This window comes from Acidimicrobiales bacterium (assembly GCA_035531755.1).
Taxonomy (GTDB): domain Bacteria; phylum Actinomycetota; class Acidimicrobiia; order Acidimicrobiales; family UBA8190; genus DATKSK01.
The window spans coordinates 1-20,534 of the sequence record DATKSK010000047.1 but is presented as its reverse complement, the minus strand read 5'-3'; the positions used below and the strand labels follow the sequence as shown (position 1 = coordinate 20,534).

Annotated in this window: 18 protein-coding genes and 2 tRNA genes; 13 read left to right on the top strand and 7 right to left on the bottom strand. The window is 72.2% G+C overall.

What is annotated here, in order from left to right:
* Window positions 1-15: 15 nt before the first annotated feature.
* Window positions 16-279 (bottom strand): WhiB family transcriptional regulator, encoded by a 264-nt coding sequence (locus tag VMV22_09895; protein ID HUY22640.1) that lies wholly within the window; start codon window positions 277-279, stop codon window positions 16-18.
* Window positions 280-467: 188 nt separating this feature from the next.
* Here VMV22_09895 and VMV22_09890 point away from each other — a divergent pair, with 188 nt between their 5' ends.
* The 5 genes from VMV22_09890 (at window position 468) to VMV22_09870 (ending at window position 4,393) form a co-directional block, all read left to right on the top strand.
* Window positions 468-1,670 (top strand): ArsA-related P-loop ATPase, encoded by a 1,203-nt coding sequence (locus tag VMV22_09890; protein ID HUY22639.1) that lies wholly within the window; start codon window positions 468-470, stop codon window positions 1,668-1,670.
* Complete coding sequence (locus VMV22_09885) at window positions 1,667-2,770, top strand: ArsA family ATPase (protein HUY22638.1); 1,104 nt, start codon at window positions 1,667-1,669, stop codon at window positions 2,768-2,770. The genes VMV22_09890 and VMV22_09885 overlap by 4 nt, the downstream gene beginning before the upstream one ends.
* A 10-nt stretch (window positions 2,771-2,780) precedes the next feature.
* Window positions 2,781-3,245 (top strand): response regulator, encoded by a 465-nt coding sequence (locus VMV22_09880; protein ID HUY22637.1) that lies wholly within the window; start codon window positions 2,781-2,783, stop codon window positions 3,243-3,245.
* A gap of 16 nt (window positions 3,246-3,261) precedes the next feature.
* A complete protein-coding gene (locus VMV22_09875) occupies window positions 3,262-4,122 on the top strand; it encodes a hemolysin family protein (GenBank protein HUY22636.1) in 861 nt (286 codons plus the stop codon).
* A 193-nt stretch (window positions 4,123-4,315) separates the two neighbouring features.
* Window positions 4,316-4,393 (top strand) — tRNA-Pro (locus VMV22_09870).
* Window positions 4,394-4,412: 19 nt separating this feature from the next.
* On the opposite strand, the gene VMV22_09865 is transcribed toward VMV22_09870, so the two are convergent.
* A complete protein-coding gene (locus VMV22_09865) occupies window positions 4,413-6,335 on the bottom strand; it encodes a glycosyltransferase family 2 protein (protein HUY22635.1) in 1,923 nt (640 codons plus the stop codon).
* Between the two features lie 309 nt (window positions 6,336-6,644).
* Here VMV22_09865 and VMV22_09860 point away from each other — a divergent pair, with 309 nt between their 5' ends.
* The gene (locus tag VMV22_09860; protein ID HUY22634.1) at window positions 6,645-7,322 is read left to right on the top strand and encodes a hypothetical protein; all 678 of its coding nucleotides are present in this window, start codon (window positions 6,645-6,647) and stop codon (window positions 7,320-7,322) included.
* Between the two features lie 44 nt (window positions 7,323-7,366).
* On the opposite strand, the gene VMV22_09855 is transcribed toward VMV22_09860, so the two are convergent.
* Both VMV22_09855 and VMV22_09850 read right to left on the bottom strand, forming a co-directional pair.
* Window positions 7,367-8,857, bottom strand: a complete 1,491-nt coding sequence (locus VMV22_09855) for an NAD(P)/FAD-dependent oxidoreductase (protein ID HUY22633.1) — start codon at window positions 8,855-8,857, stop codon at window positions 7,367-7,369.
* Between the two features lie 152 nt (window positions 8,858-9,009).
* On the bottom strand, window positions 9,010-9,384 hold the full coding sequence (locus tag VMV22_09850) for a hypothetical protein (protein ID HUY22632.1): 375 nt from the start codon (window positions 9,382-9,384) through the stop codon (window positions 9,010-9,012).
* Between the two features lie 3 nt (window positions 9,385-9,387).
* On the opposite strand from VMV22_09850, the gene VMV22_09845 reads away from it, so the two are divergent.
* The 3 genes from VMV22_09845 to VMV22_09835 all read left to right on the top strand — a co-directional run bounded on the left by VMV22_09845 (window position 9,388) and on the right by VMV22_09835 (window position 13,986).
* Window positions 9,388-11,601, top strand: coding sequence for an MFS transporter (locus tag VMV22_09845; GenBank protein HUY22631.1), 2,214 nt, complete (start codon window positions 9,388-9,390; stop codon window positions 11,599-11,601).
* Window positions 11,602-11,885: 284 nt separating this feature from the next.
* A complete protein-coding gene (locus tag VMV22_09840) occupies window positions 11,886-12,911 on the top strand; it encodes a C40 family peptidase (GenBank protein HUY22630.1) in 1,026 nt (341 codons plus the stop codon).
* Window positions 12,912-13,014: 103 nt separating this feature from the next.
* The gene (locus VMV22_09835) at window positions 13,015-13,986 is read left to right on the top strand and encodes an aldo/keto reductase (protein ID HUY22629.1); all 972 of its coding nucleotides are present in this window, start codon (window positions 13,015-13,017) and stop codon (window positions 13,984-13,986) included.
* Between the two features lie 76 nt (window positions 13,987-14,062).
* Here the strand turns inward: VMV22_09835 and VMV22_09830 are convergent, their stop codons facing one another.
* From VMV22_09830 to VMV22_09820, 3 genes are all read right to left on the bottom strand, one after another.
* Window positions 14,063-14,854, bottom strand: coding sequence for a tyrosine-protein phosphatase (locus VMV22_09830; protein HUY22628.1), 792 nt, complete (start codon window positions 14,852-14,854; stop codon window positions 14,063-14,065).
* A 3-nt stretch (window positions 14,855-14,857) separates the two neighbouring features.
* Window positions 14,858-15,619, bottom strand: coding sequence for a hypothetical protein (locus tag VMV22_09825; protein HUY22627.1), 762 nt, complete (start codon window positions 15,617-15,619; stop codon window positions 14,858-14,860).
* 111 nt (window positions 15,620-15,730) lie between these two features.
* The gene (locus VMV22_09820) at window positions 15,731-16,900 is read right to left on the bottom strand and encodes a dienelactone hydrolase family protein (protein HUY22626.1); all 1,170 of its coding nucleotides are present in this window, start codon (window positions 16,898-16,900) and stop codon (window positions 15,731-15,733) included.
* 69 nt (window positions 16,901-16,969) lie between these two features.
* On the opposite strand from VMV22_09820, the gene VMV22_09815 reads away from it, so the two are divergent.
* The 4 genes from VMV22_09815 (at window position 16,970) to VMV22_09800 (ending at window position 20,256) form a co-directional block, all read left to right on the top strand.
* The gene (locus VMV22_09815) at window positions 16,970-17,614 is read left to right on the top strand and encodes a hypothetical protein (GenBank protein ID HUY22625.1); all 645 of its coding nucleotides are present in this window, start codon (window positions 16,970-16,972) and stop codon (window positions 17,612-17,614) included.
* A gap of 118 nt (window positions 17,615-17,732) precedes the next feature.
* Window positions 17,733-18,449 carry a hypothetical protein gene (locus VMV22_09810; GenBank protein ID HUY22624.1) on the top strand — a complete coding sequence of 239 codons (717 nt, stop codon included), beginning with the start codon at window positions 17,733-17,735 and terminating at the stop codon, window positions 18,447-18,449.
* A gap of 197 nt (window positions 18,450-18,646) precedes the next feature.
* On the top strand, window positions 18,647-20,089 hold the full coding sequence (locus VMV22_09805; protein ID HUY22623.1) for a putative Ig domain-containing protein: 1,443 nt from the start codon (window positions 18,647-18,649) through the stop codon (window positions 20,087-20,089).
* A 94-nt stretch (window positions 20,090-20,183) separates the two neighbouring features.
* Window positions 20,184-20,256, top strand: a tRNA-Ala gene (locus VMV22_09800).
* Window positions 20,257-20,534: the final 278 nt, after the last annotated feature.

The following is a 20,534-nucleotide window of genomic DNA, read 5'->3' as shown; positions in this document are numbered from 1 at the left end:
CAGGAGATCGTCGCGTCAGCCGGCGCGACGCTGCAGGACCTGCTTGCGCTCGTTCTCGTTCAGGCCACCCCAGATGCCGTGCGGCTCACGGATGCGGATGGCGTACTCGAGGCAGTCCTCCTGCACGGCACAGGCCGTGCAGATCTCTTTGGCCCGGTTCTCCCGCTCGACCTTGTCTTCTTTGCGCTCGGCATGCGTAGGCGGGAAGAAGACCGCGGCCTGCGGCCCCCTGCAGGCCGCCCGAGCCTGCCACGCTTCGCCCAACGTTCTTGTCGCCACTCCCCCTCCTAGGCGTGACGCTACTCCCGAGCCTCCGAGGCCGACAAGGGGTTTGACCAGGATGTTCCTCGGGTTTACCTGCCCCGGGGGCTCCTCCCGGGGCGCGGGCGGCGCCGCTGGCGGCCGGAGGGCCCGGGCACCGGGACCGTGGGCGGCGGCGAGGGGCAGGCGGATACGCTCGCCCGCACATGGACGTCGCCGCCTTCTTCCGGACGAGCCGGGTCCTGGTGGTCGCAGGCAAGGGCGGGGTCGGCAAGACCACGATCACCGCCGCCCTCGCCCGGATGGCGGCCCACGCCGGGCTGTCGGTCCTCGTGGTGGAGCTCGAGGGCAAGCCGGGCGTGCCCGCCGCCTTCGGCCGGTCCGGCGCCCTGGCCTACGACGAGTCGCTGCTTGCCGGGTTCGAGCCCGACGACGGCTCGGCTCCCGCCCCTCCCGGCCGGGGCACCGTCCGGGCGCGCCGCATCACCCCTGACGACGCCCTGCTCGAGTACCTGGCCGACCACGGCATGAAGAGGATCTCCCGCCGCCTGGTGTCCTCGGGGGCCCTCGACGTGGTGGCCACGGCGATCCCGGGGCTGCGCGACATCCTCGTCCTGGGCAAGGTGAAGAGCCTGGAGCGGGAACCCGCCGCCGACCTCATCCTGGTGGACGCCCCCGCCACCGGCCACGCCATGACCTTCCTGTCCTCGGCCCAGGGGCTCCTCGACGCCGCCCGCTCGGGCCCGGTGCGCACCCAGGCGGCCGACGTGGTGGAGATGCTCTCGGATGCCGAGCGCTGCCAGGTGGTGCTCGTGACCCTGGCCGAGGAGATGCCCGTCAACGAGGTGGTGGAGGCCGCCTACCAGCTGGAGGACCGCATCGGCATCTCGCTCGGGCCCGTGATCGTCAACGCCTGCCTGCCCGCCGACCCCCGGCTCGACCGCGACGCCGGTGAGGCGGCGGCCGAGGTCGGGGTCACCCTGACCGACGCCCAGGCCGACGCCCTGCGGGCCGCGGCGGCCTTCCGGGCGCACCGCTTCGGGCTGCAGGAGGAGCAGCGGGGGCGCCTCGCCGCCGAGCTGCCGCTCCCCCAGCTCGAAGCGCCCTTCCTGTTCAGCAGCCGCATCGGGCCCGACGAGCTCGACGACCTGGCCGCGGGCCTGGCCACGGCCGTCCTCGCCCTCCCCGACGACGCCGCCGCGGCCGCACGACGCCACCCGTCGTCCCAGGCCGCCCGCAGCGGCGACGATCGCGCCGGGGCCGATCGGACGCCGGACGACGGCGGCGGGGACGGCCACCCGGGGGGCGACGGCACCGGGGACGGGGACGGGGGCGGGGGCGACGGGAGCGGGGGCGACGGGAACCCTGGGCCCCGGGGGGCGGGCGCCCACGACGAGGTGCCGTCGTGACCGCCCCGCTCACGACGGGCGTCGTCGGGCTGGCCGAGCTCGTGGCCGAACGCTCGATCATCGTGTGCTGCGGGTCGGGCGGGGTCGGCAAGACCACGGTGTCGGCCGCCTTCGCGCTCGAGGCCGCCCGGCGCGGGCGCCGGGCGTGCGTCGTCACCATCGACCCTGCCAAGCGCCTCGCCAACGCGCTGGGCGTCGACGCGCTGGCCAACACCCCGAGCCGCATCGACGGTGACTGGCCGGGGGAGCTGTGGGCGCTCATGCTCGACCCCAAGGGCACCTTCGACGACCTCGTCGGCAAGTACGCGTCGTCGCCCGAACAGGCCGAAGGGATCTTCGCCAACCGCATCTACCGGAACCTCACCGGCGCGCTGTCGGGGACGCAGGAGTACATGGCCATGGAGAAGCTCTACGAGCTCTCCGAGGAGGGCCGCTACGACCTCGTGGTGGTGGACACGCCCCCGACGCGCAACGCCCTCGACTTCCTGGACGCCCCGCGCCGGCTCACGCGCTTCCTGGGGCACCGCCTGTTCCAGCTCCTGCTCATGCCCACCCGTGCCTACCTGCGGGCCGTGTCGGTGGCCACCCAGGCCCTGCTGCGCACCATCTCCAAGGTGGCCGGCGCCGACATCGTGCACGACGCCGTGGCCTTCTTCCAGGCCTTCGAGGGCATGGAGGAGGGGTTCCGGGTGCGCGCCGAGCACATGCGGCGGCTGCTGTCCCGGCGGACCACCGCCTTCGTCCTCGTCACCTCGCCGCGCTCGGACACCGTGGAAGAGGCCGGCTGGTTCGCCGACAAGCTCAACGAGTCGGGCCTGGCGGTGGAGGGCCTGGTGGTCAACCGGGTGCACCCCGCCTTCGGCGCCGGTGAGGAGCTGCCCGCCGCGCCGCCGGGGAGCGCCCTCGACGCGCTGGTCGACAACCTCCGGGGCTACCAGGCCGTCAACCGGCGCGAAGAGGAGGCCTTCGGCGCCCTCGTGGTCCAGGTGGCGCCGTCCCCCGTGGCCCGGGTACCGCTGCTCGACGTCGACGTGCACGACGTCCACGGCCTCGGCCTCGTGGCCGACCACGTCTTCACCGGTACGGTCGAGACCCGTTAGCCTGACGCCCGTGCGCACGATCCTGGTGGCCAGCGACGCACCGTCGGTGCGGGCCGAGGTCGTCGCCGTGGTCGGCGAGCCCGACACCGACATCGTCGAGGTGGACTCCGGCCAGGCGGTGGTGCCCGCGGTCGACGAGTACGAACCCGACCTCGTCATCGTCGACCTGCAGATGGGCAGCATGGGCGGCATGGCCGTGTGCTCCGAGCTGCGCCTCGAGGAGTCGATCGGCAACCTGGCCCACGTGCCGGTCCTGATGCTCCTCGACCGCCGCCCCGACGTCTTCCTGGCCAAGCGGTCGGGCGCCGAGGGCTGGCTGGTCAAGCCGCTCGACCCCATCCGGCTCCGACGCGCCACGACGGCGCTGACCGACGGCGGGACGTACCACGACGAGTCCTTCCAGCCGGTGCCCGTCCTGGCGGTGGCCGCCGGTGAGGATGGCGGCGGCAGTGCCCCCGCCGCCACCGGCGACTGAGGAGCACCTCCCCCGAGTGTTCCGAAAACGCGAGGGATCACCCGACGACCGCCCCCCAGGATCTCGTCACGGCCGCGGCAAGCGGCGGGAGGCGCCGGGCGAGAGCCAGGAGCAGCTGATCCTCGCCGCCCTCCACGACCTGCGCGACACGACCGTGCGCGAGGTGATGACGCCCCGGGTCGACGTGGTCGGCCTGCCGATCCCGCTCCAAGCCGCGGACGTGGCCCGGGCGGTCCGGCAGACGGGCCACAGCAGCTTCCCCGTCTACGACGACGACCTCGACCACCTCGTCGGGATCCTGTTCGTCAACGACCTGTTCCGGTCGGGCTGGGAGCTCGACGTGCGCAACGGCAACGGCGGAGGCGGCCTCGACAAGCCCACGCCGCTCGACATCTCCCGCCGGCTGCGCCAGCCCTACCTCGTCCCCGAGAGCCGCTTCGTCCTCGACGTGCTCGCCGACATGCGCCGCGACCGCCGGGCGTTCGCCGTGGTGGTCGACGAGTACGGCGGGGTGTCGGGTGTGCTCACGGTGAAGGACCTCCTCGCCGCGCTGGTGGGCGACCTGCGCGACGAGTTCGACCCCGGCGGCGAGCCCGAGATCGTCCGGGTGGACCGCACGCGCTGGCTCGTGGACGGGGGCACCAGCATCGACGACGTGCGCGACCAGCTCGGGGTGGACCTGCCCGAGGGCGAGTACGTGACCCTCGGGGGTTTCCTCTTCGACGCCTTCGGTCACATCCCCGAGGAGGGCGAGCGCCTGCGCCACAGCGGGTGGGTCCTCCGTGTGGCGGAGATGGACAAGCGCCGGGTGGCCAAGGTGGTCGTGCAGGCGGCAACCGATGCCACCGACGACGACGACGAGCCGGCCACCCCCTGAGGTCCTGTGTCGGCTGAGGTCCTGTGTCGGCTGAGGTCCTGTCGGGCCGCACCCGTGGCCCCGGCCGCAACCGTTCACCGGCGGCAGCGGGGAGCGGCCCAGCGGGCGGGGAGGGGCGCCGCTGAATGGCACTACGATCGGCGCCGTCGCCGGGGAGCCGCAGGTCTCCGGAGCCGCCGGGACACCGGCACGACGGGCTGTAGCGCAGCTTGGTTAGCGCGCCACGTTCGGGACGTGGAGGTCCCGGGTTCAAATCCCGGCAGCCCGACCACCAGGCACCGGGGAAGGGCTCAGCCCGTGGACCCCGTGTCCGCCAGCGGCCCGAAGGCAGACGCGCCGACGCTCTCGTCGACCGGGGTGGCGGGCCCCAGGCGGCCCATCTCTGTCAGCCTGACGCGTGAGCTCACGACGTGGCAGTGCTCGATGAGCGCTTCGCCGTCCTTGGCGGTGAGCGCGACGAGTGTCCCGCCGATGCGCCAGCCCGCGTCCTGCTCAGGCCGGCACGAGCGGACCGTCAGGCACACGCGGACCGTGTGCACCCCTCCGTCGACGGTGGGCAGCTCCAGCTGCAGCTCGACCTCCGCTCCCACGTCCATGCGATGGGCGCTGATCACGCCGGCGCCCGCGGGCGTGAGGTCGACGACCCGCACGACGGACCGATCGATCACCCCGGCCACCTCCACCGGCACGCGGTAGTGCCGGCGCGCCTGACGGCGACGGGTGACCCTCCACAGCGCGGTGCCGACGAGCACGAGCTCCCAGGCGGCGAAGAAGAGTCCGAGCGTCACAGCCAACCCACCGAGGCGCGGGAGTGCGACGTCGCCCGCCAGCGCCAGGGAGCGCAACCCGACCGACGCCACCAGGAGCCCGGCCATGATCAGCACCAGACGCAGCTGGCGCGCCGCGGCCCAGCCCCCGTCGTCGACGCCGTCCTTCGGCGTGACCCTGAACGCCGAGCGGAACGGATGGATCAGCACGAAGCCCGCTCGGACGAAGATCCCGGTCGTGAGCAGCATCATGTAGGAGCCGTCCCAGAGGCTGACCCGGCCCCGCGACAGCAACGCCGCGGCGGTCATCTCGAGTGCCATCCACGGCGCCCAGAAGACTGCGAACTGCCACGCCGGCGCGTGCACGGGGAGGAGTCCGCCGATCAGCATGGTGATGAGCACCAGCACCATCGCCACCCGCTGCAGGGGCACGAAATACGCCAGCAGGGACGCCAGGTAGCTCGCCCGTTGCCTGAGCGAGAGCCCGGGTGCCACGAAAGGGTTCTCCGGGGTACGCAGCACCGCCAGGTTGCCTCGCGCCCACCGGTCGCGCTGCAGCAGGAACGACGCCAGGTCGTGCGGCGCCAACCCCTGCACCAGCGTCTCGTCGTGGTAGCGGGTGTGCCATCCCTGGCTGTGGAGCCGGATCGTGGTGTGGAAGTCCTCGGCCACCGTCTCGGTGGCAATGCCGCCGATCCCTTCGAGCGCCTCGCGACGGATGACGGCCGCCGAACCACACCAGTAGGCGCCGTTGTGCCGGTCCTTGCCGGGCATGATCACCTCGAAGAACATGCTCTGGTCGTGGCGTCCCACCTTGAAGTGCTGGAACGAGTCGTGGTTCCCGAAGTCGTGCGGCGTCTGCACCAGCGCGACCGAGTCGTCGTCGAAGTAGCCGATGGTGGCGTCGAGGATGTCGGGCTGGGGCACGTGGTCGGCGTCGAGGATGAGGAGGAGCTCACCGTCGGTGCAACCGAGGGCGTTGTTGATATTGCCCGCCTTGGCGTGCTGATTGGTCGAGCGGGTCACGTAGCGTGCGCCGAGGCGGGCCGCCAGAGCGCGCACCTCGGGCCGCTGCCCGTCGTCGAGCACGTAGGTCGTGTGGGGGTAGGAGATGCAGTTGCACCCGACGAGCGTGGCCTCGAGGAGATCGAGCCCTTCGTCGTAGGTGCAGACCAGCACATCGACGGTCGGGCGCCAACCGATGACAGGACGCTCACGGCGCGGGAGGCGCCAGGCCATGAAGGAGAAGGACGCCAGCATGGCCCACCCGAAGAGCTCACAGGCGTAGAGCACGACGAACAGCCCGGGATTCGTCCCGCGCCAGGTGTCGACCAGCCGCCATCCGAGATAGACCGCGCCCCATGTGAGCGCGGCCGCGGTCACCGCACGCACCGCCCGGTCAGGGCCCTGGTACGCGGTCTGTACCTGCCCGATCACCGACGCCACCTGGGAATCATCGTCAGGGCCACCTGATCCCTGAAGCAGGGACTCTCTCCATCGGCGGCTCCTGAGCAGATCGATTGTCACGGAAACGTCACCGTCCGCTGCTGATCCCGTCACACGAGCGGCGCAGGTTGGGTATCGAGCAGTTCCTGCCAACGCGAAGACCGTGTCGCCAGGCGATGGGGGAATGACGCAGCCCCCACGCGCCTGGCGGTCACGGCCTCGCGCCTCCGGGGACAGGCTCGAGGCAGCGGGTCCCGCTCGGCCGTCGCGGCATGGCGATGGACCCGCCGGACAGTGGGGGTGCAGGCGATGCGCAACAGAATCAAGATCCTGGTGGGGGCGCTGGCCCTCGCGGTGCCGGTGGCCTGCGTGGCCGCCGTCACCGTCCCGGCACTCCAGGCCGGGGCGTCGTTGGCGCCGGCGTACCCGGTGGTGTGCAAGATGAGCGCCACCGTGACGTTCAGCCCGGCGCTCACGAAGGCGGGGGTGGACACGACCAACAAGGCCGCGGTGACGAGCACCACCATCTCCGGTGGCACCCTCTCCAGCTGCATCTCCGCCGACCCCGCCGGCGCGCCCAGCGGTGGAACCATCGCGACGACGACCATCAAGACGCCGGCCACCAAGAGCGGAAAGGTCGGAAAGGTCATGCACTACCTGATCGGGTCCTGCCCGGCGTTCGCACAGGCAGGCACGCTGAAGTCGCTGAAGAACCTCGCCCTCACCGTCAGCTGGTCCGGCGGGCAGGGGGGCTCCTCGACCTTCACCGTCAAGAAGGCCGAGCCGGCCATCAACGACTCCGGCGAGGTGGGCTTCGCCTTCTCGGGGAAGGCGGTGCTCGGCTCTTACTCCGAGAAGGCCCTGAACCAGATCACGGCGTACCTCGCTCCCCCCTCCACGTCGACCGCCCTGGCGACCGGCTGTTCGGGCAATCAGGTCGTGACCGGAGCCACCGTCGACACGTCGTTCAGCGTCGCCGTGCTGTAGCCCGGGGACGCCCCGGGGTGCCCCGGGACGGTGCCGGTGCCCGGTCAGCCCCGGAGCTCGTAGGCGTCGAGGCGCGGCGTGGCCATCTCCTGGCGGAACCGACCGAAGGGCCACGGCCAGGCGGCGGGCACGCCGCGGTCGTCGAGGTACCAGCTGCGGCACCCCGTCGCCCACACCGTCTTGCGGGCCGCCTCCACCCGGGCCGCCTCGAACTCGGCCGTCGCCGCCCGGGAGGCGCTGATCTCGCGGCAGCCGCCGGTGTGGATGCGGTCGACGAGCTGCAGGACGTAGCCCATCTGCAGCTCGGCCACGCTGATCAGCGAGAAGTTGCCCACCGGGCCGTTCGGGCCGTTCAGCATGAAGAAGTTCGGGAACTCGGGGACCGAGATCGACAGATACGCCTCGGGGCGCGCCGCCCAGGCCTCGTCGAGGGTCGTGCCGCCCCGGCCCACCAGGGTCATGGGCCGCACGAAGGCGTCCACCTTGAAACCGGTGGCGAGGACGAGGACGTCGAGCTCGTGCAGCCGGCCGTCGGCGGTGCGCACACCCCCGGCCTCGACGCGCTCGATCGACTCCGTGACGAGCGACGCGTTCGGCTTCTGGATCGCCTCGTAGAAGTCGGGCGACACGATGAGCCGCTTGCAGGCGGCCCGGTAGTCCGGGCGCAGCCGCTCGCGTAGCACCGGGTCGGTGACGTTCTGCTCGAGGTTCGCCCGGCAGGCGTCTTCGATGTACTGCATCTGCGGTGACTCGGCGTCGACGATGGCGCCCGAGAAGCCGTCGAACAATTCCGACAGGCCGGCGTAGAGATCCGCGCCCTTCTTCGGGTCCTGACGGAAGGCGTCGATCTCCTCGGGCGTGTAGGCGGTGTTGGCGACGGGCATGACCCATTGGGCGGTGCGCTGGAAGAGGCTGAGGTGCGCGACGCGCCCGACGACGGCCGAAACGATCTGCACGGCGGTCGAGCCGGTGCCGACGATCCCGACGCGTGCCCCGTCGAGGGCGACGCCGTGGTCCCATCGGGCGCTGTGGAACGCCGCGCCCGCGAACGAGTCGAGGCCCTCGATGTCGGGCAGCTTGGGATGGTGGAGCACGCCCGTGGCAGCGATCACGACGTCGACCTCGTCACGGTGGCCGGCGGCCGTGCGCAGGCGCCACCGGCCGTCTACCAGCTCGCAGTGCACCACCTCGTCGCCGAAGCGCACGAAGCGCACCACGTCGCCGCGCTCGGCGACGCCCTCGAAGTAGGCCTGGATCTCCGGGCCCGGGGAGAAGGTGCGGCTCCACTCGGGGTTGAGCGCGAACGAGTAGCTGTAGAGGTGCGAGGGGACGTCGCACGACAGCCCCGGGTACGTGTTCTCACGCCACGTTCCGCCCACCCGGTCGGCCTTCTCGTAGACCGTGAAGTCATCGAAGCCCGCGTCCTTCAGCTTGATGGCGGCCAGGATGCCGGCCATCCCCGCACCGATGACGGCGAAGCGCAGACGCCGACCCGCGTCCGCACTCGAGACGTCCCGACCCTGCGCACCGTCCATGGCCCGCCATGCTGCCACGCGCCGACGGCCCGCCGAGCTGCCACGCGCCGACGGCCCGCCGATCAGGGCAGGCGGGTGGCGACGACGTAACAGCGGTCGGTGTCGTGCTCGTCGGCGTATGGAGAGCGCACTTCGACGGTCAGACCGGGCCGTCAGCGGTCCGACTGGTCCCACTCCTCCGACATGATCTGGACCTCCATGAGCGAGGCGATCTCGTCGGCGAGGTCCACGCAGCGGCACGGCTCCTCGGCCAGGTCGGCCTCGAGGACGAGCGACACCAGCCGGTCCACCACGCGCTGCTGGCCGTGCTCGATGAGCCGGGCGGTGAACGGGGGGAGGTGGAGCACGAGCGCCCGCTCCGCCTCGGCGTGGTGCACGAACGCCTCGAGGAGGGCCGAGGCTTCGTCGCTCAGGCGGCCGTGGTCGCCCTTGTTGGCGATCGGGCCGAGCTCGTGCGCCATGTCGAGGAGGAGTCGGTGGGCCGAGAAGTCGTCGCCGTCCCAGGCGGGCACCGGTTCGAGGGTCATGGGATGGTCTCTTCCTGGTGGGAGCGCAGGTACCGCCAGCATCCTCCCCCTCGTGCCGATCTGCAAGGGGAAATGGCCCAACGGCCGGCGTGCCCCCCGAGCGGCTCGCCGAAGATGGGCAATACGGCCCTGTCCGGGCAGGGGGCCGCTCCGTACGATGCCCAGAGGGTCACCCGTATCGGTGCCAGAGGAGCGGTTGGCCCCGGCAGTGAGGCCTCACGACCGCCAGGCCGGAGGCAGGGGGCCCGGGAGGTCGCCGGGTCATCGGGGGAGGTCGCCATGGCGTTAGCGACAGCACCGGCACCGGCTCCAGTCCCGCAGGGCCCGGCCCCCAGGTCCCGCAGCGGTCTGCGCAACGCCCTGTGGACCCGCCAGCTCACCCACTACCCCACGAGCGGCCCCCGCATGGGCTACCTCGGGATCGTGGTGCTGACGACGATCGTCCTCTACTACCTCTACTACGTGGAGGGCGCCGTCACCCCGCTGATGCTGCCCTACTACCACATGTCGTTTCTGTACTTCCTCTACCTGCTGGTGGTGTCGAACGCCATCGGCGCCTTCACGGCGTTCATCGGCGGGCTGTCGGACAAGATCGGCCGCGCCAACCTGACGATCTACGGCACCCTCACCGTCGGCCTGATCCAGCTGATCGCCGTCCCCAACATCCACTCCAAGTTCGGCTTCGCCGTGGCCTACTGCGTCATCGGCTTCGTCGAGGGCATCATCCTGGTGTCGACCCCGGCCCTCATCCGCGACTTCTCGCCGCAGATGGGCCGGGCGTCGGCCATGGGCTTCTGGGCGCTCGGGCCCACCGTGGGAAGCCTGGCCGCCAGCCTGGTGGCGACGCACACGCTGCCGCACCTGCACCCGTGGCAGGACCAGTTCGTCATCTCGGGCTTCGTGTGCCTGGCGGTCGTGGTGATCGCCTTCATCGGCCTGCGAGAGCTGTCCCCGCAGCTGCGCGACCAGCTGATGGTGTCGGACAACGAGCGCGCCCTGGTGGAGGCGCGCGCCCGGGGCATCGACGTGGAGAAGGCCACGCGCCACCCCCTGCGCTCGATGCTCCGCCCCGACCTGGTGGCGTCGTCGGTGGGCATCTCGCTGTTCCTGCTGATCTACTTCGCGTCCGTCAGCGTGCTCACCCTGTACTGGGTGGTCGTGTTCAACCGCACCACCGCCGACGCCAACGGCATCAACACGTGGTACTGGACGGTCGACGCCGTGATGCTGGTCGTGATCGGGATCCTGTCGGACCGCCTCCGGGTCCGCAAGCCCTTCATGGTGGTGGGCGCGGTGGGCGCCTTCGTCATGACCATCGTCCTGCTGATGCAGGTCGACCACCCCACGACCGGCTACTACTCCAACGTCTTCGTCGTGATCATGTTGGGTGTGTTCATCGGCACGGCCTACACGCCGTGGATGGCCGCCTACACCGAGGCGGTCGAGGCCCACAACCCCGCCCTGTCGGCGTCGGGCCTGGCGGTGTGGGGATGGATCCTGCGCATCGTGGTGGCGGCGTCGTTCGTGGTGCTGCCCATGGTGATCACGACGTCCACCACGCTCGTCGACAACCAGGGCGCGGCGGTCAACCTCCAGACCTTCCAAGCCGCGCAGCCGTATGTCCCCGCGGCCGGGAACCTCAACCCGCCCGCGGCGCCGGCGAGCGTCATCGCGTCGCTGCAGGGCATGACGCCGGCAGGTCCCGGCCAGGCCCTGGCCGCGCTGCTGGAGAACTTCGGGACGAGCCACAACATCTTGACCGCCATGGCGGCGGTACCTGACCCGCTCAAGGCGCAGGTGTCGGGGTTGCTCAGCTTCTCGCCGCTGGCCTCGTCGATCCAGGCCGGGCACCCCGTGACCGCCGCCCAGATCGCCGGCGTGCAGGCCAACTCGCCCCAGCTGGCCTCGCTCCTGCGGGTCGAGCAGAAGATCGTCCCCGCCCAGAAGGCCTCGGGCAACGAATGGAAGCGGTGGTGGTGGGTGTGCGCCGCCGGGCAGCTCGTCTTCCTGGGGCTCGTCTTCGTGATGCGGGGACGCTGGAGCCCGCGGGCGGCGAAGCGCGACTTCGAGGAGCACGAGCAGATCGTCATGGCCGAGCTCGCCAAGCTACGCCAGGCGGCGGCGCCCGCCGGGGTGGGCGCACCCGCGGCGACCTCCGACCAGGCCCTACCGTCGGCCGAGGGCGTCATGCCCTGGAACGGGGCTCGCACCGCCTGACGGTCGGGCCCGGCGACCGCCGTCACAGGGCAGGCCGTCACCGAGCGCGAGGTCGTGCCATAACCACACCAGTCACTTTGTCAACATGAGGCTGGTGGCACGCCGGGTACGTGGCCAGGGCAACGGCAAGGCTTGCCTGTGCCCGACGGGCCTTGCTAAGCAGTAGTCCCATTGTGACTGACGTCGAGCTTTCCTCGACGGTTCCGTCAAGCCATTCGACACGGTGGCCGAAGCGCGCCGCCGTCCTTGCCGGAGCTGTCGTCACAGTGCTCTCCTCCGCCCTCGTGGCGACCTCGCGCCCGGCCATGGCCGACCCGCTGGCGAGCGCCCGGGCCCAGGCGACGCAGATCACCAACCAGCTGGCCGCCGACCAGCAGCACCTCGACGCCCTCTCCCAGCAGTACGACGCCGCTCAGCAGCAGGTGCAGCAGCTGGGCCAGCAGGTCACCCAGATCCGCGGCACCATCGCCCAGGACCGCACCGAGGTCACCCAGGACCAGGGGAACCTGCGCGCCGCCGCCGTCAGCGCCTACATGTCGGGCACCACCGACAGCAGCCTGTCGACCCTGTTCGCCTCGGGTGGCGCCGAGGCGTCGGTGGCGGCCGAGTACCGGTCGGTGTCGAGCGGCAAGGTCGCCGGGGCCATCGACTCGCTGAACGTGGCCCAGACCCACCTCGCCACCCAGCAGAGCCAGCTCGAGTCGGCCCAGGCCCAGGCCCAGACGGCCGTCGACCAGGCGGGCGCCGCCCGCCGGGCCGCCGAAGCCACGATGGCCGACCAGCAGGCCACCCTCGGCCGGGTGAAGGGCCAGATCGCCAGCCTCGTTGCCCAGCAGCAGGCCGCCGCCCAGGCGGCCGCCCACGCGGCCTTCCTCGCCCGGGTGAACGCCGCGCCCGCCCCGACGAAGGCCACGGGCTCCTCCTCGGTCGGGGCCACCCTGGTCAACCTGCCCGTGGCGAGCGGTGCCGCCGGGGCCGTGGCGGCGGCCGAGAGCCAGCTCGGCGTGCCCTACCGCTGGGGCGGCGAGACCCCCGGCGTCGGCTTCGACTGCTCGGGCCTGACCCAGTGGGCGTGGCGCCAGGCGGGCGTGAGCCTGCCCCGCACCGCCGCGGCCCAGTACGGCGCCATCGCCCACATCCCGCTGTCGGACCTGCAACCGGGCGACCTCGTCTTCTGGGGGTACGGGGGCATCGACCACGTCGGGATGTACGTGGGGGGCGGCTCCGTCGTCCACGCGCCGTCGACCGGCGACGTGGTCCGCATCCAGGGCATCTGGGGCAACGGCCTCGTGGGGGCCGGGCGCCCCTGACGCCCCGGCGCGCCCGCGCCGGCGGACACGTCGGTGACATGACCCCGTAGGCTCGGGGCCTTCGCCACCACGTCTGTCGTCACGCCGACAAGGAGCCGCTGCCATGGAGATGGAGTACCGCCGACTGGGCCGATCGGGCCTCAACGTGAGCGTCCTGTCGTTCGGATCGTGGGTCACCTTCGGGCCCCAGCTCGACGAGGGCCTGGCCTCGGACTGCCTGGCGGCCGCCCACGACGCCGGCGTCAACTTCTTCGACAACGCCGAGTCGTACTCCGGCGGCGAGTCCGAGCGCATCATGGGCAAGGCCATCGCCCGGCTGGGCTGGCCGCGTCACAGCTACGTCGTGTCCACCAAGATCTTCTGGGGCATCCACGACGAGGTGAACATGCGCAACACCCTCAACCGCAAGTACCTCCTGCAGGCGATCGAGGGCTCGCTGGAGCGGTTCGACCTCGACTTCGTGGACCTGCTGTTCTGCCACCGGGCCGACCCCAACACGCCCATCGAGGAGACGGTGTGGGCCATGTCCGACATCGTGAGCTCGGGCCGGGCGCTGTACTGGGGCACGTCGGAGTGGACCGCCGACGAGATCCGGGCGGCCTGGGAGATCGCCGAGCGCCACCATCTGCACAAGCCGGTGATGGAGCAGCCGCAGTACAACATCCTCGAGCGCCGCAAGGTCGAGTGGGAGTACGCCCGCCTCTACAACGACATCGGCCTCGGGCTCACCATCTGGAGCCCGCTGGCGTCGGGACTGCTCACCGGCAAGTACGCGGAGGGGATCCCCGAGGGGAGCCGGGCGGCGCTCCCCGGCTACGAATGGCTCCAGGGGATGCTCACCGACCCCAAACGCAACGCCAAGGTGGTCAAGCTGAAGGCGGTCGCCGACGAGCTGGGGTGCAGCCTGGCGCAGCTGGCGCTGGCGTGGTGCACCAAGAATCCCCATGTGTCCACGGTGATCACGGGGGCGAGCCGCGTGGAGCAGGTCCAGGAGAACATGAAGGCGCTCGACGTCATCCCCCTCCTCGGCGACGACGTCATGAAGCGGATCGACGAGATCACCTTCTCGCGCTGACAGCGCTGGCCGCGGCGCCCCCACCCGCGCGCGGGGGGTCGGTCGGTGCGCCGGCTGAGCTCGCCGTGCTGCGGGCTCAGCCGGCCCGTTCCACCAGCAGCGTGCGCAGCCGTTCGGCCTCGGCGCCGACACCGAGGGCCCGGGCCAGCCCGTCGAAGGTCCCGTGGTCCTGGCGCACGCCGGCCAGGAACCCGGCCATGGCGTCGGGCTGCACCGACAGGATGACCGGCGCGTAGCGCTCGACCACCTCGGTGGCGTCGGGGTACTCGCGCCGCAGCCCTTCCAGGATCCGGGTCATGGGCACCGCGCTGAGCGCGTAGTCGTCGACGATGTCGGCGTCGTGCGCCCCGAGCACACCGAGGATCACGGCGGCGAGCACGCCGGTCCGGTCCTTGCCCACGCTGCAGTGGAACACGGCCGGGAGGTTGGCGGGCTCCGCGAGCAGCCGCAGCGCCTGGGCCACCGAACCGGCGCCCTCCGTCAGCATTCCCCGGTAGCGGGCCGTCACGAAGTCGGCGGCGCCCCACTCGGGGGCGTCCTCCTCGCCCGGCAGCGTGTCGGTCAGCGGCAGATGGTGGAGGCGAACCCCGTCGACCCCGGCGGGGAACCGCCCCCGGACCTCGGCCTCGAGCGGGGTGCGCAGGTCGATGACGGTGACCACGCCCAGCTCGCCCAGGACCACGAGGTCCTCCTCGGTCAGCCGGGCCAGGCCGTCGGCCCGGAAGAGGGTGCGCCAGCGGGTGTGCCCGCCGCCGGCCACCGGGTACCCGCCTAGGTCGCGGAAGTTGTGGCAGCCCGCCAGGTCCAACTGCCGCGTGGCCGCGGGCCCGGCGCCGCGGGGCCCGGCGGCGCGGGAATCGGCGTCCACCGGTCAGGCCTCGGCGGCGATGACAGCGGCCAACGCCTGGGCGCCCGGACCGCCGATCGGGAGGTGCGTGCCGTCCGCGTAGAACCACTCGGGGTGCTGGCGCGCCACGGCCTGCCAGTCGGCCAGCACCGCGGTGGGGTGGCGGGCCACGCCGCGGGCGAGGACGGCGTTCACCTGGTCCTGCCAGGGCCGGTCGACGTGCACGGTCACGAAGACGACGCGGGCGGCGCGCTGCAGGACCGTCATCATGGCGTCGAAGTCGGCGTCGGTCACCGGTCCGTTCGTGCCGAGACCGACGACGACCACCGCGGGCGGCGCCGCCTGGGCCATCACCTGGTGCAGGAGCACCTCGCCGTCGGACCACTGGCGGCTCACCGACGCGTCCACGACGGTGCCGGGCAGGCATCCCGCCAGGGCCTGCTGGGCGTCGACCATGACGGAGTCGCCGACCGCGTAGGCGCCCCCGGCAACCACCGCCGGTGTGCACGGTGGCGGGCCGCCCGCCGGGAGCGTGGTCGTGGTCGTGGAGGTCGTGGAGGTCGTTGTCGGCGGCGCCGCCGCCGTCGCCGTCGCGCCGGTGCGGCCCCGGCCCACCGCGTGGACCGTCCCGGGATCGAGCAGCGTGGCCACCACGGCCGCCGTGGCCGCCACCGTCATGACCGCGGCCACCGGGCCCGACCCGCGGGTACCCGCCAGGAGCGCGCCGGCGCGACGGGACCGGTGGTGGGGGGCCCGGGCAGCGGTGGGGTCGGGGGCGTCGGGCATCGAGTCGGGCGCGCGGCGTGAGCGGCGGAGGCCGGGCGGGCGCGGTGCCCGGATCCGGCGCTCTTCGGATGCAACGCTACCGGGGCGGCGCGGCCCGCCGGACCGGGGGCGTCAGCCCGTGCTGGTGATGCTCGCCACGACCGGGCTGAAGGCGCCGGCCAGGCCGGCGTCGAGACCGACCGGCGCCGGGTCGATGCCCAACCCCCACCGGAGCTGGGCGACGACGGTGTGGTCGATCAGCGGCCACGGCTCGGGGGGGACGACGTCCGGGGAGCTGCACCCGTCGGTGGCGATGGACCGAAAGCTCGCCGGCAGGGGGATCTCGTGGATGAACGCCACCAGCCCGCCCTGGGCGGCACCGATGGTGCAGACGTCGTCGAAGGCGTTGTGGCCCGCGCCGTCGATCAGCACCAGGCGCTTGGGCCCCTTCAGCCGCGCGTACAGCCGCTGCGTGTCCCCCGCCGGCACGACCTTGTCCGCGGTGCCCTGGATGATCATGCCGGGCTTGCCCGCCGGCGGCGGCGTCCCCGCCGCGGGCGCCAGGCCGATGTAGGTGCGCACGGCGCGGTCCCCGGCGAAGGTGATGGCGGCCCCGCCCCCCGCCGAGTGCCCGAGGGCGGCCACCCGGGTCAGGTCGAGCTTGCCGTGGAGCAGGCCGCCGACATCGTGGTCCATCGTCGTCACCAGGGTCAGCGCATCCCGCAGGTCCTGCACGTCGCTCTGCCCCGTGCCGACGGTCCCGCCCGCGACCGACTTCAGGTCGCGCGAGCGGTGGTCGGGGGCGGCCACCACGAAGCCCCACGTGGCCAGATGGTCGGTGAGGAAGCTCGACTGCTCGGGGTAGCCCCCGAAGCCGTGGCTGAACATCACCACCGGGAAGGGGCCGTGGCTGCTCACCGGCACGTTCATGTAGGCGTCGGTGGCGAGGGTCGTCGGCAGGTTCGACGGCAGGCCCGCCGGGATCGGCGCGGTCGGGGAGCCGAGGAACCAACGGATCAGGTTGACCGTGTAGGTGGGCTTGCCCACGGTGCGGTCCGCGTCGACGGGGTAGTACACGACGACGGAGTCGCCCGCCGGCGTCGTCTCGAAGGCCACGCCGGCACGGTAGGGGCCGTTCCCGGTGAAGGCGGTGTCCTGGTGGGTGGTGGGCGCCGGTGGCAGGCCGTCGGGCACCGACGCGTGCGCTCTGGCACTCGAGCAGGCGCCGAGGGCGATGCCGGCGGCCACCAGCAACGCGGCGAGCGTCGGCGTCCGCCGCCGTCTCCCACCGGTTCTCGGCACGGCCGGCACGCTACCGGAGAACGGCGGCCACGCCGGGGCGACCGGACCACGCCGTCGTAACCTTCGGAGATGACCACCGACTGGGTCACCATCTCGTCGTTCGCCACCGCCGGGGGCACGCTGGTGCTGGCGGTGGCCACGTTCGCATCGGTCCGGTCGGCCAACCAGGCGGCGCGCACGGCCCAGCAGGCCCTGCAGGTCAACCTCCGGCCCGTGCTCACGTCGTCGCGGCTGCAGGACCCCACCGTGAAGGTGGGTTGGATGGACGAGCACTGGGCGGCCGTCGGCGGCGGTCGGGCCGTCGCCGAGTACGTGGACGGCAACATCTACCTCGCCATGTCGCTGCGCAACGTCGGGTCGGGCCTCGCCGTGATCCACGGGTGGCACCCGTCGGGGGCCGCGACCGCGGGCGGCCGAGACCATGCCGACCCCGACGCGTTCCGGATGCAGACCCGTGACCTGTACGTGCCGCCCGCGGACAACAGCTTCTGGCAGGGCGCCATCCGGGACACGGCCGACCCCGACCACGCCTGGCTGGCCGAGGCCATCACGGCGCGGCGGCGCTTCACGATCGAGCTGCTCTACGGCGACCACGAGGGCGGCCAGCGGACGATCAGCCGGTTCGGCATCATCCCCCGCGAGGACGCCGACGACCAGGAGTGGATGTGCACCGTGTCGCTGCACTGGAACCTCGACCGGCCGGACCCCCGCTGAGGCGGCGCCGCCGCAGCAGCCCGGGCTCGTCCCGGGCACCGGGGGCGCACGGGCAGTAGCGTCCGGGGACGTGCGGGGGACACGGCGGCGCCCATCCGGCCCGCTCAGGGCCGGCCCGATGGCACGGTGGACGACGGTCGCGGTCGCGCTCAGCGCGGTCGCGCTCGTGCTCGTCACCCCGGCCCGGCCGGCGGCGGCCGTCGCCCGTCGCACGCTGTCGTTCTCCGGGTACACCTGGACCGTGAAGTCCAACGCGCACCGCCTCGGACCCGGGCCGAACTACTTCTCGAAGAAGAACGCATGGGTCGACAGCCTCGGGCGCCTCCATCTGGTCATCACCAAGGCCAAGCGCCACTGGACCGTCGGCGAGGTGGTCAACACCCGCAGCCTCGGCTACGGCACGTACACCTGGGTGCTCGACTCGCGCGTCGACGACCTCGACCCCGACATGGTCCTGGGCCTCTTCACCTACGACTGGACCAGCCCGCAGTTCAACTACCGGGAGATCGACATCGAGGCATCGCGCTGGGGGGACCCCTTCGACCCCACCAACGCCCAGTTCGTGGTGCAGCCCTATGCCCACACCGGCAATCTGACCCGGGTCACGCTGGGCTCGTCACTGCCCACCACGCTGTCGTTCCACTGGACGGCGAGCGGCCTGTCCTTCTCCGCACCGGGGGCGTCCCCGTCGTCATGGACCTACACCGGCGCCGACCGGCCGCCGGCCGGTGGCGAGGTCCCCGACATCAACTTCTGGCTCCGCGGCGGGCACGCGCCCATGAACGGGCACGGTGCCGAGGTCGTGGTCCGGTCGTTCACGTTCACGCCGGGATAGGGAATCCCCGAGGGGAAATCACCAAATCTTGCGATGGCACGGCCGGGGTGCCCAGACTAAGACAGCGGGGAACCAGGTGGCACTGGCACGACCTGTTCGCGCGCCGGGGGTGGTCGGAGCGGGAACGTCACACCGTCCGGTGTGACCGGAGGAGTCGGGGGGCAGGGCCGCCCTCCACTCCGGGATGCGGGGGAACGATGCGAAAAGACGACGGTTCGCCGTCGGCGGGGCACGTGCCCCGGCGACGCCTGGCATGGGCGCTCGGCGTCGCCGCCTTGTCGGCCGCCACGGTGACCGGCGCGACCGCCGGGACCGCAGCCGCCGGCACCGCGGCCGGTTCGCAGGGCTCGGGGGCGATCGGGCTGTCCGACCCGACCGGTGGCGGCCACGCCTACCGGCACGGCGCCCTCCCTCTCCGGACCGGGGCCGGGCACCTCGGGGCGGCGGCCGTCGCGGCACCCTCCTCCACCAGCCCCCAGGGTGCCGGGCAGGGGTCGAGGGGGCCACTGCGCTACCGGGGCGGCCCTGTGGTCACCGGCTCCCCCCGGGTGTACCTGGTGTTCTGGGGCTCGCAATGGGGCACCCCGAGCACCGGCGCCGGCGGTTACCAGCACTTCTCCGGCGACCCCGACGGCCTCGCCCCCGATCTGCAGGCCTTCTTCGCCGGGCTCGGCACCGACGGCGAACTGTGGAGCGCCACCGTGACGCAGTACTGCCGGGGGACGACCACGGGAGCCAAGGCCTGCCCGGTGGCCCCCGGAGCCGACCACGTCGCCTTCCCCGGGGCGGGCGTCCTCGGCGGCGTGTGGGAGGACACGTCGATCACGCCGCCCCAGGGCGCTTTCGCCGGGGATTCGAGCGTCGGGGGCGTGGACGGCACCCAGCTGGCCCAGGAGGCCGCCGACGCCGCCGTGCATTTCGGCGACTCGTCGAGCCAGGCGCAATTCGTCATCGTGTCGCCCCCGCTGACCAACCCCGATGGATGGCTCGACCCCCGCAACGGGTACTGCGCCTACCACGACAACAGCGGCGACCCCTTCTTCGCCGGCCACGTGACCGGGCCGGCGGTGGCGTACACCAACTTCCCCTACATCCCCGACGCGGGGGTGGGTGGGTGCGCCTCGACGGGGATGAACGGGGTCCTCGACGGCGTCAACGAGACGGCCAGCCACGAGTACGCCGAGACCCTCACCGACCCCGACGCCTCGACGGGCTGGCTGGACCGGCGGGGCAACGAGATCGCCGACAAGTGCGACTACGTCAGCCCGGGCCTGCCCGGGGCGGCCGTCTACCTCACGTTGGCGACCGGCACGTTCGACGTCCAGGGCCTGTGGGCCAACGACTCCGGGAGGAGCGGCGGCTGTGAGGTCGCCCACTCGGCGGTCCTCGTCACGGCCCCCGGCAACGAGCGGTCGGTGACCGGCGCCCCGGTGTCGGTGCCGATGACCGCCGTCGACGTGCGCGGCCAGACGCTCGGCTACGCAGCCGTGGGCCTGCCGGCCGGTCTGTCCATCAACCCGACGTCGGGCGTCGTCTCGGGGATCCCCATGATCCGCGGGCGCACCACGGTCACGGTCACCGTGTCGGACACGTCGTCGACGGCATCGGTCAGATTCAAGTGGGTGGTGTCGAAGCACTGACGCGTCGCCTGCGGTCGGGGATGCCGATCGGCCCGACCGCGCAACCCGCCCGCCGTGGCCACGTATCCTGTCGGTGGGCCCCCGTGCGGGCCACGGGGACGTAGCTCAGCTGGTAGAGCACCTGCTTTGCAAGCAGGGGGTCGTGGGTTCGAGTCCCATCGTCTCCACTGTATGGTCTTCACTGAAGGCTGCTCCCATCTTCACATAAGGGTGTGTTGTTCTCATGCAAGGCCGGACCCCGGGTCCTCGATCGGTCGGTGAGGTCCAGGTGTGGGCCTCGACTCCAGGCGTCACGATCGGATTATCGGATGAGCGAGGATTGAAGCGCGTCGAACAGGACTGCACCACGGCCAAGGCTCAGCGCGCCTCAGCCGGTGTCGAAGCGCCCCGTGGAGACGATGTCGTCGTGGACCGGCAGCTGTGCCAGTTGAAGACGCCGACGACG